At 45.3% G+C, this 14,499-nt stretch carries 12 protein-coding genes; 4 read left to right on the top strand and 8 right to left on the bottom strand.

Annotation, left to right across the window (positions count from 1 at the left end; all coding sequences use genetic code 11):
• Positions 1 to 26: 26 nt before the first annotated feature.
• From ICN19_RS02220 to ICN19_RS02210, 3 genes are all read right to left on the bottom strand, one after another.
• A complete protein-coding gene (locus tag ICN19_RS02220; protein ID WP_216245408.1) occupies positions 27 to 1,019 on the bottom strand; it encodes a tripartite tricarboxylate transporter substrate binding protein in 993 nt (330 codons plus the stop codon).
• A 23-nt stretch (positions 1,020 to 1,042) separates the two neighbouring features.
• On the bottom strand, positions 1,043 to 2,740 hold the full coding sequence (locus ICN19_RS02215; protein WP_216245406.1) for a hypothetical protein: 1,698 nt from the start codon (positions 2,738 to 2,740) through the stop codon (positions 1,043 to 1,045).
• A gap of 73 nt (positions 2,741 to 2,813) precedes the next feature.
• Positions 2,814 to 3,791 (bottom strand): AAA family ATPase, encoded by a 978-nt coding sequence (locus tag ICN19_RS02210; RefSeq protein WP_255536907.1) that lies wholly within the window; start codon positions 3,789 to 3,791, stop codon positions 2,814 to 2,816.
• 142 nt (positions 3,792 to 3,933) lie between these two features.
• Between ICN19_RS02210 and xsc the strand changes: the two genes are divergently transcribed.
• The 4 genes from xsc (at position 3,934) to ICN19_RS02190 (ending at position 8,472) form a co-directional block, all read left to right on the top strand.
• Complete coding sequence (gene xsc / locus ICN19_RS02205) at positions 3,934 to 5,742, top strand: sulfoacetaldehyde acetyltransferase (protein ID WP_216245404.1); 1,809 nt, start codon at positions 3,934 to 3,936, stop codon at positions 5,740 to 5,742.
• A gap of 91 nt (positions 5,743 to 5,833) precedes the next feature.
• The gene (locus tag ICN19_RS02200; protein WP_216245401.1) at positions 5,834 to 6,817 is read left to right on the top strand and encodes a tripartite tricarboxylate transporter substrate binding protein; all 984 of its coding nucleotides are present in this window, start codon (positions 5,834 to 5,836) and stop codon (positions 6,815 to 6,817) included.
• An 18-nt stretch (positions 6,818 to 6,835) separates the two neighbouring features.
• Positions 6,836 to 8,068 (top strand): aconitase X catalytic domain-containing protein, encoded by a 1,233-nt coding sequence (locus ICN19_RS02195; protein WP_216245399.1) that lies wholly within the window; start codon positions 6,836 to 6,838, stop codon positions 8,066 to 8,068.
• A complete protein-coding gene (locus tag ICN19_RS02190) occupies positions 8,065 to 8,472 on the top strand; it encodes an aconitase X swivel domain-containing protein (protein ID WP_216245397.1) in 408 nt (135 codons plus the stop codon). Before ICN19_RS02195 ends, ICN19_RS02190 begins: the two co-directional genes overlap by 4 nt.
• Before the next feature lie 7 nt (positions 8,473 to 8,479).
• On the opposite strand, the gene ICN19_RS02185 is transcribed toward ICN19_RS02190, so the two are convergent.
• Genes ICN19_RS02185 through ICN19_RS02165 form a run of 5 tightly spaced genes read right to left on the bottom strand, consistent with a single transcriptional unit; the run spans position 8,480 to position 14,464 of the window.
• Positions 8,480 to 9,055, bottom strand: a complete 576-nt coding sequence (locus ICN19_RS02185; RefSeq protein ID WP_255536906.1) for a nitroreductase — start codon at positions 9,053 to 9,055, stop codon at positions 8,480 to 8,482.
• 9 nt (positions 9,056 to 9,064) lie between these two features.
• Positions 9,065 to 10,000, bottom strand: coding sequence for a DmsC/YnfH family molybdoenzyme membrane anchor subunit (locus tag ICN19_RS02180; RefSeq protein ID WP_216245395.1), 936 nt, complete (start codon positions 9,998 to 10,000; stop codon positions 9,065 to 9,067).
• A complete protein-coding gene (locus tag ICN19_RS02175) occupies positions 10,000 to 10,659 on the bottom strand; it encodes a 4Fe-4S dicluster domain-containing protein (protein ID WP_216245393.1) in 660 nt (219 codons plus the stop codon). The genes ICN19_RS02180 and ICN19_RS02175 overlap by 1 nt, the downstream gene beginning before the upstream one ends.
• Positions 10,656 to 13,544, bottom strand: coding sequence for a molybdopterin oxidoreductase family protein (locus ICN19_RS02170; protein WP_216245391.1), 2,889 nt, complete (start codon positions 13,542 to 13,544; stop codon positions 10,656 to 10,658). The genes ICN19_RS02175 and ICN19_RS02170 overlap by 4 nt, the downstream gene beginning before the upstream one ends.
• Before the next feature lie 11 nt (positions 13,545 to 13,555).
• Entirely contained in the window at positions 13,556 to 14,464 is a 909-nt protein-coding gene (locus tag ICN19_RS02165) for a bifunctional enoyl-CoA hydratase/phosphate acetyltransferase (RefSeq protein WP_370625107.1), read from the bottom strand.
• Positions 14,465 to 14,499: the final 35 nt, after the last annotated feature.

Here is a 14,499-nt window from a genome sequence, read left to right as displayed (position 1 = left end):
ACATATCGGTTGCAATGAGAAAACTTTTATTGAGTAGGAATATTTCTTGCCTTAATAACTTTTTCCCAGTTTGCAGATTCTGTCTGAATTTTGGCATCTACATCTTTGCTCTTCATCATCATCGGTGTTAGACCATTTGTATCAAGATTAGCAAGTAGGGATGGGGCCTTGAAAGATTTTTCAGTGGCTATATAAATCTTATCAATGATTGACTGTGGTGTGCCTGTTGGAACTGCTAAAGCAAACCAGCCGGTATTTTCAAATCCAGGAATCGCTGATTCGGAAACAGTGGGAACATTAGGCAACTGTTTTAATCGCTTGCTACTGGTAACGGCTAGCGCTTTTACTTGGCCAGCTTTAGCGAATCCACCAGTTGCTGGGAAGTTACCTGCCATAAAGTCAATTTGGCCCGCTATCAAATCGTTGAGTGCAGGATTCTCGCCTTTATAGGGTACGTGTGTTGCCTGAATTCCTGCTGCATAAATAAAGTTTTCATTAGCCATATGTATCTGGCTACCGATGCCTGCAGAGCCAAAATTTAGTTCTTTGGTTTTCGCTAAGGCGATCAGTTCGGGAAGTGTATTTACTGGAAGCTTGGGATTTACAGCAATGACCATCGGTACTGTTGCAATAGTGGTGATATACGTTAAATCTTTTGCGTAATTGATCGATGCCTTTTTATAAATAAAGGGATTCACTGTCATCATGCTGCCGGAGGCTAGGAGAATGGTGTAGCCATCAGCTGGAGATTTGGCCACTAGTTCAGCCCCAATATTTCCGCCCGCTCCTCCACGATTTTCAACAATCACGTTTTGCCCAAGATTCTTGCTAAGCTCTTGGGAAAGGATTCTGCCTAAGATGTCTGCGCTTCCGCCTGCAGCAAATGGAACGATCATCTTGATGGGTTTATCGGGCCATGATTGTGCAGATAGATTTGTAGAGCTCAATATGCCAAGTGCATAACAAAGCATGGCAGCCCATTTTTTCTGTTTAATAAAAGTACTCTTGAAAAGTGACATAGTATTTTTCTCCGATTGCTTTGTTATAAGTATTTTTTGTTTGTAAAAGATGGTGCTTTGAATTCACTCGCCCAGTTTTTTAAGGTGCTGGCAATATTATTAGGATCCTCATCCCAGCTAAGGCGGTGCTGAAAGGCTGGACGCAGCTCAGAACCAATTCCGCAGCCCCATAACTGAAGATTGGGTTGTTGCTCGCACCAAGCAATGGCTTGTAGAAGGTGATTCTTTAGAAACTCCTCTCCATTTGCTTCAATGGTTGCTCGATCCATTGGGCAGCCATCGGAAAATAGAATCAGGGTATTGTTGCCGTGTTGATTATTGCCGCTACTCTGTAATCGTTCAGTCGCCCATATGAGTGCTTCACCATCAACACTCTCTGCGTAAATCTCAGGACGCAATAGGGCGGCAATCCCTGCTCGAGATCTTCTCCAGTTCGTATCAAAGTCTTTAAAAATCCAGTGGGCTCGTTCATTGAGGCGGCCGGGATTTGGAGGCTGTCCATTTTTACGCCATTCTTTAAAAGGTCTTCCACCTTGCCATGAGCTGGTGCTGTAACCAAGAACCTCTGTTTTGATACCTGCTTGCTCTAGTATTCTTACTAAAGAGTCTACGCAGGCTGCAATTTTGACGCGCTGCTCCTTCATGGATCCAGAGCAATCAATCAGCAGCGTTGTTTTCGCATTTACCTTGCTGGTAGCTGTAAGCTGTTTATATAAGGCTGGCTGTAGCGGTGAAGTGGCGGCACGTGTGAGGTAGCGACGATCTAGAAATCCTTCCGCCTCGGTGGTTTGCCAGCGCTTTGGTAATTGGCTGGAAAAGATTTGCTGATAGATTCGAATGAGTTTGGCCCAAGGTATATTTTGTTTGGCAATTTCTTGATTTAGTTGATCTTGATAGGTAGCCAATTGAGCGGACCGAATTTTTTTCTTAGCCTCAGATTCACTGTCATAGCTTGAGTTATATACATAATATTTTTCGAGTGACTTTTTGAGTAAAAGACGCTGCTCGCTCGAGTGATTTGCTGGGCTTTTGAAATCAGCCGCTACTTTTCCAGCATGAGGAGGGACCCATTCAATTTTGAGATGAGTAGCACTTTGATTTTTGCGTTTAGTGCGAATGCTGGGGTTATTGCGATACTCGTCAGCAATTAATCCAGAGACTAAGTTAATGACTTCGTGAGCTACTTGTCCATATGCTGCTTGGTTATTGCGACTTGCTTTTAGCTTGACTAACAGTGGACCCATGTCTTGAGCTATGCCTGCTCTGGTAGCCTCAACAATATCTTGCATTAGCTGTGGTATTGCTTGGCTATTGAGCTTCATCCACACGGTAGAAAAAATAGTAATTAGTAGCAGGCCAATACTGCCTTCAACACCACCGCTGGCAATAAATTGCTGCATCCAAGCGATAAATTGTGTTTGAGTATTCTTACGGCATCCTTTGAGCTCATCTGGGCAGTTACTTTCTACCCGGATTTGCTCCAATACCTCAAATATCAGAGATTCAATCATGCCTTCTGGGGTAAGCGCAGCATGTAAGGTTGCATCTGAATGACGTAGACGTAATGCGATGCCATCCAATACGCCGCGTGGATAAGCCCATGATGCTTTTAGATTTTCAAGGCTGAGGTGCGGAGCGATTGACTCTAGTGGAGCTGCATTATGAATGAATTGCCAATCTCGAATTTGCGCACTTTTTTCCCTGGACAATGATCTAATCATTGCCCCATATTGTTGCTGTTGCTCGAAGTCTTGATGGGTTTGGGTTTGCAAGGTAGAAGTAAATACGCCTGGTTTATTTGTTATTTAAATCCAGCTCGCTGGCGAAGCATCGTTGGTAATATTCCGCCACCAATTTTTTTTCTTCTGACTCGCATTTATTTAAAAATGCCAGAGAGAATGCAATCTGCAAGTCTTTAAAGATGCGCCAGTTTTCGCCCCAGGTAATTAGCGTTCTAGTTGACATTAATGTAGAAATATCGCCCGCGGCAAAACCACTTCTCGTAAGGTTAGCCAGGCTAATCATTGCCTTTGCCTGAGTGTCAGAAAGTTCTGGAACTTTAGCCATCAAAATCTTCTGCTCTTCCTGTGGCTCTAGATAATTCAATGCTGCAACGATGTCCCAGCGATCCATTTGACCGTGATTTAGTAATTGAGTGCCTTGATATAAGCCATTCCAATTACCAAGACCAACAGTATTGCTAGTGGCAAAGATTCGAAATGCAGGATTAGGATTTATTACTCTATTTTGATCAAGTAAAGTGAGTCGACCTTCGCGCTCCAACATTCTCTGAATAACAAACATCACATCTGGTTGGCCTGCGTCGTATTCATCGAGAATGAGTGCGACAGGGCGCTGCAAACTCCAGGGAATTAAACCTTCCTGAAATCGAGTGATCTGTTTGCCATCTTCTAGGGTGATGACATCTTTGCCGATGAGATCCATGCGGGTAATTTGCCCGTCTAGATTAATTCGTAAGCAGGGCCAATTTAATCTAGCGGCTACTTGCTCTATATGGGTGGATTTACCGGTGCCATGCATTCCTTGCAGCATGACTCTGCGATTGAATGCAAAGCCCGCCAGTATGGCTAGTGTTGCTTCAGGGTTGAGTTGATAGCTTGGATCAACCGCAGGTACAAGCTCACTAGCTTGATTAAATGCAGGGATCTCAAAGTCCGCAAAGCCACGGCATTCTGGGAAGGCGGTATGCAGGGAAACCCGTTTTTCAGGCTGTAAACCCATTAAATCAATAGAAGAGGTGCTTTCAGCCATTTCCTTGCCTTTAAAAGTCTTAATATGTTGTCAAATATATTCCAGATTGGGGTTTATATGCTTGACTTTAGTAAAAATACGCTATTATTATTCATATTGTAGAACAAAATGTTCCGTTTAATTGAATACCTAGGAGAGCTTTATGTCTAAGTCTGGCGCTAATTTGCCTACCGGCCCACAAAAAATGACCCCTTCCGAAGCATTTGTGGAGACCATGGTCGCCAATAAGGTGAAGGATATCTTTGGAATCATGGGTTCAGCCTTTATGGATGCAATGGATATTTTTGCTCCAGCAGGTATTCGTTTGATTCCGGTTGTTCATGAGCAGGGTGCTGCACATATGGCCGATGGCTATGCGCGTGTCAGCGGAAGTCATGGTGTTGTGATTGGGCAAAATGGTCCTGGCATTAGTAACTGTGTCACAGCAATTGCTGCTGCTTACTGGGCACATAGCCCTGTCGTGATCATTACGCCTGAAACAGGAACAATGGGCATGGGCTTAGGTGGTTTCCAAGAAGCCAATCAATTACCAATGTTCGAAGAGTTCACAAAGTATCAGGGTCACGTGAACAATCCTAAGCGTATGGCCGAATTTACTGGCCGCTGCTTTGATCGCGCTCTATCAGAGATGGGTCCAACTCAGCTAAATATTCCACGTGATTATTTCTATGGCGAGATTGAAGTTGAGATTCCACAACCTAATCGTCTTGATCGCGGCCCTGGTGGCGAGAAGAGTTTGGATGAAGCGGCAGAGCTCTTGGCTAACGCTAAGTTCCCAGTCATTATTTCTGGTGGTGGCGTAGTGATGGGTGATGCGGTTGAGGAATGCAAGGCATTTGCTGAGCGCCTTGGTGCTCCAGTAGTGAATAGCTATTTACATAATGACTCTTTCCCAGCCAGCCATCCATTATGGTGTGGCCCCCTTGGATATCAAGGCTCCAAAGCTGCAATGAAGTTGATGGCGCAGGCTGACGTGGTGGTTGCATTGGGTTCACGCCTTGGACCATTTGGCACATTGCCTCAGCATGGTATGGACTACTGGCCAAAAAATGCCAAGATCATTCAGATCGATGCCGACAATAAGATGCTTGGCTTGGTGAAGAAAATTTCCGTAGGTATTTGCGGTGATGCGAAAGCTGCTGCAGTTGCATTAACTAAGCGCTTGGATGGTAAGAAGTTAGCTTGCGATGCAACTAAAGCAGAACGCGCTAAAACAATTGCCGCAGAAAAAGCTGCATGGGAAAAAGAGTTGGATGAGTGGACTCATGAAAAAGATCCATTCAGCTTAGACATGATTGAAGAGCAGAAAAAAGAAGTGACACCAACAGGCGGTCATTACTTGCACCCACGTCAAGTGCTACGTGAGCTTGAGAAGGCTATGCCTGCTGATGTAATGGTATCTACGGACATCGGTAACATTAACTCCGTTGCCAATAGCTACCTCCGTTTTGAGAAGCCACGCAGTTTCTTTGCCCCAATGAGTTTTGGTAACTGCGGTTATGCATTGCCAACGATTATTGGCGCCAAAGCAGCGGCGCCAAATCGTCCAGCGATTGCCTATGCTGGTGATGGTGCATGGGCAATGAGTATGGTTGAGATTTTGACTGCCGTTCGTCACGACATCCCTGTTACAGCGGTTGTGTTCCATAATCGTCAGTGGGGCGCTGAGAAAAAGAACCAAGTTGACTTCTATAACCGTCGCTTTGTGGCAGGCGAGCTTGAGAGCCCAAGTTTTGCGGGTATCGCACAATCTATGGGTGCAGAAGGCATTGTGGTTGACCAGCTTGATCAAGTTGGGCCAGCCCTGAAGAAGGCTGTTGAAATGCAGATGAAGGAAGGTAAGACCTGTGTTATCGAGATTATGTGTACTCGTGAACTCGGTGATCCGTTCCGTCGTGATGCTTTATCTAAGCCAGTACGTTTCTTGGATAAATATAAAGATTACGTATAAGACGTGATAACCATAAAGAAAGAGTCCGGTTTAGCTGGACTTTTTCTTTTACGCTAGACTATTTCTACCCACACTCTGCTGAGGTCTGTTTATGAATACCCTAATAACTAAAGGTTTCAAATGTTTCTTAGCATGCTTTGGTTTGATTGTTTTTTCAGGCAATGTGCTAGCCCAAACTTACCCGAGTAAGCCGATACGCTTAATCGTCCCATTTCCTCCTGGGGGTCCAACTGATATTGTCGCTAGACCGTTAGCGGTGCTATTAGGCGATCGCTTAAAAGAGCAAGTCGTTATTGAAAACAAGGGCGGAGCAGGGGGTTCAATTGGCGCTGATCTAGTGGCAAAGTCGGCCCCGGATGGCTATACCTTATTCATGGGAACGGTCGGTACGAATGCAATCAATGGAAGTTTGTATAAGCAGTTGCCTTATGACATGACTAAAGATTTCACACCAATCGCCTTGGTAGCTACAGCCCCAGTTGTAATTGTTGTGAACTCCAGCGATCGCATTAAAACTCTTGCAGAGTTAATTGCAGAGGCTAAATCAAAGCCCGAAACAATTGCGTATGGGTCTGCAGGAAATGGAACTCCGGGACATTTGACTGCGGCCTTATTTGAATCAACCACACAAATTAAGCTGAAGCATATCCCATATAAAGGAAGCGCTCCTGCAGTCACAGATTTAATTGGAAATCAGATACCTTTGGTTTTTGATCCAATTCAGTCAGTCTTACCCCATATCACTTCAGGAAAATTACGCGCTTTGGCTGTGACTAGTAAGACGCGTTCACCGTTGCTACCGAGTGTGCCAACAGTAGCAGAATTAGGTTATCCACAGTTTGAATCCACTGCTTGGTGGGCTTTATTTGCCCCAGCTAAATTGCCTGAGCCAATTACCAAAATACTAAGAATGGATACAGAAAAGGTGGCGCAATCAGCGGCTTTTAAGGAGCGCTTAGGCAACTTGGGAGTGCAGCCAAATACTGACTTTAAAGAAAGTTTAGCGAACTTTCAAACAAGTGAAATTGCTAAGTGGGCTAGAGTAGTCCGTGACTCTGGCGCTACTGTTGATTAATAGTTGATAAGAGAAAAAATGAAACTGAACGCAGAAGAAAAGGCAATGCTTGCTGGAGAGTTTGGGCCAGTTAGACAAATTGCAATTCAACATCAAATTAAGGTGGGTGAATTTTTTGGTGCTGAGGATTTAGTTCCTGTATCCCAGGCTCATATCATGGCTGATACAGAGAGTCTTGGTGAGGCTGGGGTTGAGTGGTTAGAGGGATTGGCAAAAAATGCTATTGCAGACCGCATGGTTCGTATCCCAACCATTACCGACCCAAGAGGAACCGATTTCACAAAAGCGAAACAATTGGGTCAAACCGAAAAGATGCTTGAGTTGGAGAGACGTGCGATTGATGCATTTGTCAAAATGGGTGTATCAATGACAGACACCTGTATTAATTACCAAACGATTATGGCTCCGGTGTTCGGCGAGCATTTAGCGTTTGGCGATACGGGCGTCGTGATCTACTCAAACAGTGTTTGTGGTGCTCGATCTAATTTTGAGGGCGGCCCTTCGGCATTAGCGGCGGGTCTTACCGGCAGAACACCGCGTTATGGCTATCACTTAGATCAATACCGTAAACCAACTCATCGTTTTAAAACTTCATGGACTCCTCAGACTTTGAATGAATGGGGTGCGTTAGGTGGATTAATCGGAAAAAAATCGGGTAACTACTGGTCTGTACCTGTGCTCGAGGGAATTGCAGGCCATCCTGGCTCTGATGCTATGAAGCATTTTGGCGCAGCCATGGCCAGTTTTGGTTCTACGGCTTTATTTCATGTGCTGGGAGTGACTCCTGAGGCTCTGCGGCCCCGAGATCTTGAGTATCTTCATCTTCCAGAGATTCTTATCACTAAAGAAGAGGTGATGGGATTGCAAAATTCGTATCGGATTGCGGAAGAAATCGATGTCGTTGTATTTTCGGCTCCGCAATTAAGCCTGATGGAAATGAAGAGTATTGCCGAGTTGTGCAATGGCAAGAAATTTATCAAGCCTTTGCTAGCCATGACAAGTCCGCAAGTGAAGCCTGACTCTGATCGCATGGGCTATACCGAAATGATTGAGAGTGCTGGCGGAACGGTGTTTTCTGGCATGTGCTTTTATCAATCGTATGCGAGAGAAATTGCCGAGACAAACGGATGGAAGGTGTTGGCAACAAATAGCGCAAAGATAGTAAATATTTTGGGTGGCTATGGCTACACGCCGATGTTGGCGTCGATGGAAGATTGTGTTCAGGCTGCTGTAACGGGGAGACTTAAGTGAGTACAAAAATATATAAGGCTAAACATGCTCAGGGCGAGAGTATCGAGGGTGAGTGCCTTAGCGCATCAGATGGTTTTTCCGCTCGTTATGACTTAGATCGTCTTAAGGGAGTCTTTTCAAGACCGGCTCATAAGTTATATGGCCAATCGTATAAAGATAAAATTTTGGTATTAGATGCCGCCAAAGGTGGCGTTGCAAGTGCTTGGATGCTATTTGAGATGAAGTCTAGGAATCTTTGTCCATCAGCCATTATTTTTAATGCTGTAAATCCAATTTTGGCCCAAGGCGCAGCACACGCCGGCATCCCCATGCTAAGTGGTTTTGATTGCGATATCACTCAAGCTATTGTCAGCGGGGCTAGATTGCGCATCGATACCAAGAACCAAACAGTAGAGGTTCTCTAGTTATCTTTTAAAAAATGGAGTGGTATTCAGATAAGCTCGGTCGAATACGGCCGGGCTTATTTTTTAATACCGTGCCGATCGTAATAAAGCAGATGGGCTCTTCGTCATCGGTGAGTTGAAATAATGCTCTAATGCGATCGCTTTGTAGTGCTCTACCGCTCGATAATCCTGAGCCAAAACCAAAGGCGTAAGCGCTTAAGAGAATGTTTTGAATGGCGCAGCCAAGAGATATGAGCTTTTCTTGCCTGCTGATATCTTCATTGCTGTCTTTGTAGTTTGCCACTGCCAGCAATAGTAGTGGTCCACGAGAGGCTTTATCAAGCGCTTCTTGTTGTTGTATTGAAGTAGCCTCTTGATCTCGATCTAGCAGACATTGACGAAAAACCTCGCCAAGAGCAGAGCGACTACTTTCTTGTATTTCAATGAAGCGCCATGGCACCATTCTGCCGTGATCAGGTGCCGCATTAGCTGCCAAGAGGATGGTTTCCTTTTGAGCTTGACTAGGACCTGGGTTACCCAGCCTTTTCGGTGATATGTGAGTTCTGCCGTGGATAAGCTGTTCGGCAAATTGATCCATCGGCATCAGGTGAATTTAGGAAACTCGTTGGTAATACAAATTTTGTGGATGGTTGGCTTCTGCAAAAAACATCCATCTTTCTGCGAGTAAACCCAGATAGTTGATGAGCAATGCCAATGCAATCACCAAGAAACTAGGTGAGCTAATGGCATAAGCCATCAAAATCATGGGGACCACATAAGCACAAAGCAAAATGATCTTACGTAAATTAGCTATCACTTTATCTGTTTGATGATGAAAGAATTCACGAGTATTAAAACTCCCGCCCATAAGACCCATAGAGGTTTGGCGAATATTGTTACCTTTGATGCCAGTCGCTGAAGCTAGATTTGACTTAGGCTTTAGTTTGCGGTTGCGGCTCCAAATCCAGAGCTTTAGATTGAATGATAAAAATAATAGTAAGAAAGCAATAACTGAAAGTGGAGCATCAATCATTTGTACAGAAGTATCTCCCCATACTGCAATGAGAAGTTCTAACAAGATCCAGCCTGAAGTCATCCCCAGCAGAATAAAGTTAGTTAGGGTGGAAGGGTGGGACCACTCCTGAATGAAGCGAATACACTGATAGATCTTTGCGGTGCATACCCAAAGAGCCATGGTGGTGAAAAGCAGAGCAAGCCATAGCCACTGCGGTACTTGGCTAAAGCGCGCATAGAGGTAAATAACTACTGTGACAGCCATAACTGCTGGTAGAGCGATAACCTCTCTCGATAACCAGGAAGTTCTCCACATCATGGCAGCGCGCCATGCTCGCTCGGGGTGACCCAAGTGAAAGAATGAAGCAACTAAGCCCAAAGCTAGCAGAACAAAAGCAACTGGTAGAGCGAGGTTAGTAAGAAATGCGCTTGGGGTGGCTTGGCTATGCAAGTTTGCTAGCGCTATAAAAAATAGTAGGCCTTGAGCCATTCCGGCCAAGGTGGTAAAGAAAATAATTGAAAATTGTGGGCGCATTATTTGTCATTCCTTGCTGCATCAATCGTTTCCATAATGGAGCGCGGTAAGTAGTGATTGGCTGGTTGAGTTTCCCATTCAGGCATGAGCGCATAACCTGAGCGTTCTTCTATCGCTTTGCTTGCGGCAGACTCTGGATCATGTACATCACCAAAGATGCGCGCGCTAGTAGGACATGCTAGTACACAAGCCGGTTTTTTCTCAGCCTCTGGCAAAGTCTCGCTATAGATGCGATCTACACAGAGTGTGCACTTAGTCATCACCTGGCGTTCTTGATCAAGCTCGCGTGCGCCGTAAGGGCAAGCCCAAGAGCAATAGCTGCAACCAATGCATTTATCGTAGTCTACGAGAACGATGCCATCCTCTTTGCGTTTATAGCTTGCACCAGTAGGGCAAACTGGAACACAGGGGGGCTCTTCGCAATGCAAGCAAGATTTTGGAAAGTGAACCGTCTGTGTATTTGGGAATGTACCTGCTTCAAAGGTTTGCACTCTATTAAAGAATGTGCCACTTGGGCTAGCCCCATAAGCATTAAGATCGGTTAGTGGACCTGCTGAGCCAGAGGTGTTCCACTCTTTACAAGAGGTAACACACGCATGGCAACCCACACATACATTTAAGTCAATAACGAGAGCTAGTTGTTTATTTTTTTTGCTCATTTTGTCTCCCCCGATTTTTTGAGGGCCATTCCAGGAACTTCATATGCTTTTACTTGTGGCCAAGTTTCTTTTGGTTCATTTTCATCTGCGGGCGCCAATCGAACTCTGACGTCATACCAGCCAGCTTGACCAGTGATTGGATCGGAGTTGCTGACGGTAAATCCGCCCAATGGAAGCTCTTCAGAGATGAGGTGGTTTAACAAGAATCCTTTTTTAGATTCATCCGCATCGTTTGTCAGGCTCCAAGCGGATTCTGCTTTACCAATCGCATTCCAAGTCCATACTGTGCCTGGGTCAACCGCCTCTGAATGCCTTGCCATGCAGCGGACTTTGCCCCATTGAGATTCAATCCACATCCAGGCGCCATCAGCGATGCCGCTCTTGAGTGCAGTAGCAGTGTTGACGTATAAATAGTTGTGGCTATGAATTTGCCTTAACCAAGCGTTCTGTGAGTCCCATGAGTGGTACATCGCCATTGGGCGCTGGGTAATTGCATTCAATGTAAATTTAGTGAGATCAGTTGCTTCATCTTCCAGCGGTGGATACCAGAAAGGCAGCGGATCAAAGTATTTGTAGATGCGTGCTTTGAGATGTTCTGGAGGTTGTGCGCCGGGACGTTTTCCGGTAGATGCCAATCTAAAACGTTGCAAGATATCTGAGTAGATCGCAATCATGATTGGATCATTCTTCTGGCGCAGAGCATTTTCTTTTGAGAAGTCTAAGTAGCCCTTGTTCCAGTTGCGCATGTATTGATGCTCTGGAGGCATGTGATATTGATGCACGCAATTGTTTTCAGCGTATTTTTGCCACTGATTTGGATTGGGTTCGCCGCGCAATGGCTTATCCCCATCTTTGCCGCGCCAACCACTCAAGAACCCAATACCTGAATCAGGAGTGGTTTGGAAGCGGGTAATAAAGTCAGGGTAATCTTTGAACTTGCGCTCACCTTCTGGAGTGGTAAACGCCGGGAACTTTAAACGTGAAGCCAATTCAATCAATACTTCCTGGAATGGTTTGCATTCGCCTAAAGGCTCCAGAACAGGGATGCGCACAGAATCAACAGGACCATCAAACTCCGAGATTGGTCTATCAAGCATGCTCATTACATCATGGCGCTCGAGATAGGTGGTATCAGGAAGTACTAAGTCTGCAAAGTCCACCATCTCGGATTGAAATGCATCACACACTACTAAGAATGGAATCTTAAATTCACCATCATCATTTTTGGCGTTGAGATGTTCACGAACTTCCATGGTATTCATGGTGGAATTCCATGACATATTAGCCATGAAGATCATGAGCGTATCGATGGAGTAGGGGTCACCCTTCACTGCATTGGTGATGACGTTATGCATTAATCCATGTGCAGCTAACGGGTGCTCCCAGGAATAGGCTTTATCAATACGCAGCGGTTTGCCATCAGAATCTAGCGCCAAATCTTCTGGCTGTGTTGGCCATCCGAGTGGAGGTTTAGCTAGCGGGGTATTTGGCTTGATGTCATTTTCAGAGGAAGGGGGCTTTGCATTTGGCGGCACCTGTCTTGGATAAGGCGCTTTGTGTCTAAAACCACCTGGACGATCGATGGTGCCCAATAGTGACATCAGTACAGCTAAGCCACGAGTTGTCTGAAACCCGTTTGAGTGGGCAGATAAGCCGCGCATCGCATGGAAAGCAACGGGTCTACCGGTTACAGAGTCATGTTTTTCGCCCCAAGAATCTGTCCATGGAATCGGTAATTCAAATTCTTGACCGAATGCAGTGTCTGCCATTTCAAGCGCAAGCTTCCGAATGCGTTCTGCAGGAATACTAGTGATAGCTGCAGCCCATTCTGGAGTAGTTTCACTAACTTGTCGTTTGAGAAGTTCAAATGAGGGAGCTACTTTCTTGCCTTGGTGTGGGCCTGGGCCCATCACATATTCGCCGAGCAGTGCTGGCGATGTTCCTTGCGCAAAACAAGGTTTAGCGCTTTGAGATTTTTCATCCCAGATATATTTGTTGTGTGGCAAATCGGTATTGAGTGGGTCAGAGTCAGGGTCATACAGGAATAAGCCTTCCTCCGGACCTGAATCCATACAAACTAATTGTGCTGAGTTGCTAAAGCGCTTTAAGAATGGGGCGTCGTATTTCTCAAGGCGAATCAGTTCATGCATCAAGGCCATAAATAATGCACCATCGGTTCCGGGTTTAATCGGAATCCATTCATCAGCAATAGCAGAGTAGCCAGTTCTCACTGGGTTGATAGAGATAAAGCGACCGCCAGCCCGTTTAAATTTAGATAAAGCAATCTTCATTGGATTGCTATGGTGATCTTCAGCTGTGCCAATCATGACAAATAATTTCGCTTGATCTAAATCTGGACCACCAAATTCCCAGAAGCTCCCACCGATGGTGTAGATCATGCCTGCAGCCATATTTACAGAGCAAAAGCCGCCATGCGCTGCATAGTTAGGCGTGCCAAACTGCCTTGCAAATAAACCGGTTAAGGCTTGCATTTGGTCGCGACCAGTAAAGAGGGCAAATTTCTTTGGATCAGTGGCGCGAATTTTCGCAAGACGCTCAGTCAGAATATCAAAAGCCTTTTCCCAGCTAATGGGCTCAAACTCACCGTTCCCTCTTTCACTTCCTGCTTTACGCAACAGCGGCTGCGTGATGCGCGCAGGGGAATTCTGCTTCATGATTCCTGAAGAGCCTTTGGCGCAGATGACGCCTTGGTTCAAAGGGTGCTCAGGATTGCCGTCGATATAGACTAATTTGCCATCGCGCAGATGTGCTCGAATGCCACAACGACAGGCGCACATATAGCAGGTAGTTTTTTTGATCTCCGTTGCGGGTGCTTGCTTATTAATCGGGTCATGCACGGGATCATTGGAAAATATTTTGAACATGGTCTTCTCAATTATTGAGGGTTTTTGGCAAGCAGAATAGCCATCGCTGTGGATGCCACTCTAGAAAAAACAGAATCAGATCTGGAGGTCAGGGTGATTGGAACTTGAGCGCCCAGAATGGTGCCTGCACATTCAGCACCCGCCATATAGACAAAGGACTTGTAAAGGATATTGCCGACTTGCAAATCAGGCATCAAAAGTAGGTCAGGATCGCCCGCTACCTTTGAATAAATCCCTTTTGTTCTGGCTGACTGTGCGGAAATCGCATTATCAAATCCAAAAGGACCTTCGATGATCGTATCTGGAAAAATTGGATGAGCAATATGTTCATCAACAATCTCTTTTGCATCCGTGGTGGAAGACATTGCAGGGTTAATCACTTCAGTAGCTGCAATGATTGCTACTTTGACGTTGCTAATACTTAATCTCTTTAAGGCATCCAAGCTATTCGCTAGGATTTCTCTTTTGAGTTGGGCGTTTGGCGCAATATTCACAACAGCATCAGTTACGCCAAGCAGCTTGTGGTAGCGCGCAAGTTCAAATAAGAAGAGATGACTGACGCGTTTATCAGTGCGCAATCCATCTCGATGCACAATCGGCCCCATGAGGTCTTCGGTGTGCAAAGATCCCTTCATCAAAACTGCTAGCTTGCCCTCTTTCACCATCTCAACCGCTTTCTTGGTTGCCAAGATCGGATCTTTAGGTGTGTCCACAATCTGTATGCCGTCTAAACAAAGTTCCTCTATTGCCGCAAGTTCTTCAATGTCTTTTTTGGGGCCTATCAAAATCGGAGTGCATAACTGTCTTTTAATGAGATCGAAAACAGTTTCTAGCGCTGGAGCACTGAGGGGATAGACCACCCCGAGAGGTAGATTGCTCTTAGCCTCCTCAATCATTTTTTCTAAGAGTGGATATTTCACGTTTAGATTTGTCCTGAGGTGGCTTTGATGCTGTA

This window comes from Polynucleobacter sp. AP-Capit-er-40B-B4, assembly GCF_018882245.1.
GTDB lineage: Bacteria > Pseudomonadota > Gammaproteobacteria > Burkholderiales > Burkholderiaceae > Polynucleobacter.
The sequence above is the reverse complement of the archived record's forward strand: the minus strand, read 5'-3'. Positions and strand labels throughout refer to the sequence as shown.

Bases quoted from the DNA above. Each gene is read 5' to 3' on its own strand.
- xsc (WP_216245404.1), top strand. From the start codon at position 3,934: ATGTCTAAGTCTGGCGCTAATTTGCCTACCGGCCCACAAAAAATGACC.
- ICN19_RS02220 (WP_216245408.1), bottom strand. From the start codon at position 1,019: ATGTCACTTTTCAAGAGTACTTTTATTAAACAGAAAAAATGGGCTGCC.
- ICN19_RS02180 (WP_216245395.1), bottom strand. From the start codon at position 10,000: ATGCGCCCACAATTTTCAATTATTTTCTTTACCACCTTGGCCGGAATG.
- ICN19_RS02185 (WP_255536906.1), bottom strand. From the start codon at position 9,055: ATGCCGATGGATCAATTTGCCGAACAGCTTATCCACGGCAGAACTCAC.
- ICN19_RS02200 (WP_216245401.1), top strand. From the start codon at position 5,834: ATGAATACCCTAATAACTAAAGGTTTCAAATGTTTCTTAGCATGCTTT.
- ICN19_RS02215 (WP_216245406.1), bottom strand. From the start codon at position 2,740: ATGATTAGATCATTGTCCAGGGAAAAAAGTGCGCAAATTCGAGATTGG.
- ICN19_RS02170 (WP_216245391.1), bottom strand. From the start codon at position 13,544: ATGTTCAAAATATTTTCCAATGATCCCGTGCATGACCCGATTAATAAG.
- ICN19_RS02175 (WP_216245393.1), bottom strand. From the start codon at position 10,659: ATGAGCAAAAAAAATAAACAACTAGCTCTCGTTATTGACTTAAATGTA.
- ICN19_RS02195 (WP_216245399.1), top strand. From the start codon at position 6,836: ATGAAACTGAACGCAGAAGAAAAGGCAATGCTTGCTGGAGAGTTTGGG.
- ICN19_RS02210 (WP_255536907.1), bottom strand. From the start codon at position 3,791: ATGGCTGAAAGCACCTCTTCTATTGATTTAATGGGTTTACAGCCTGAA.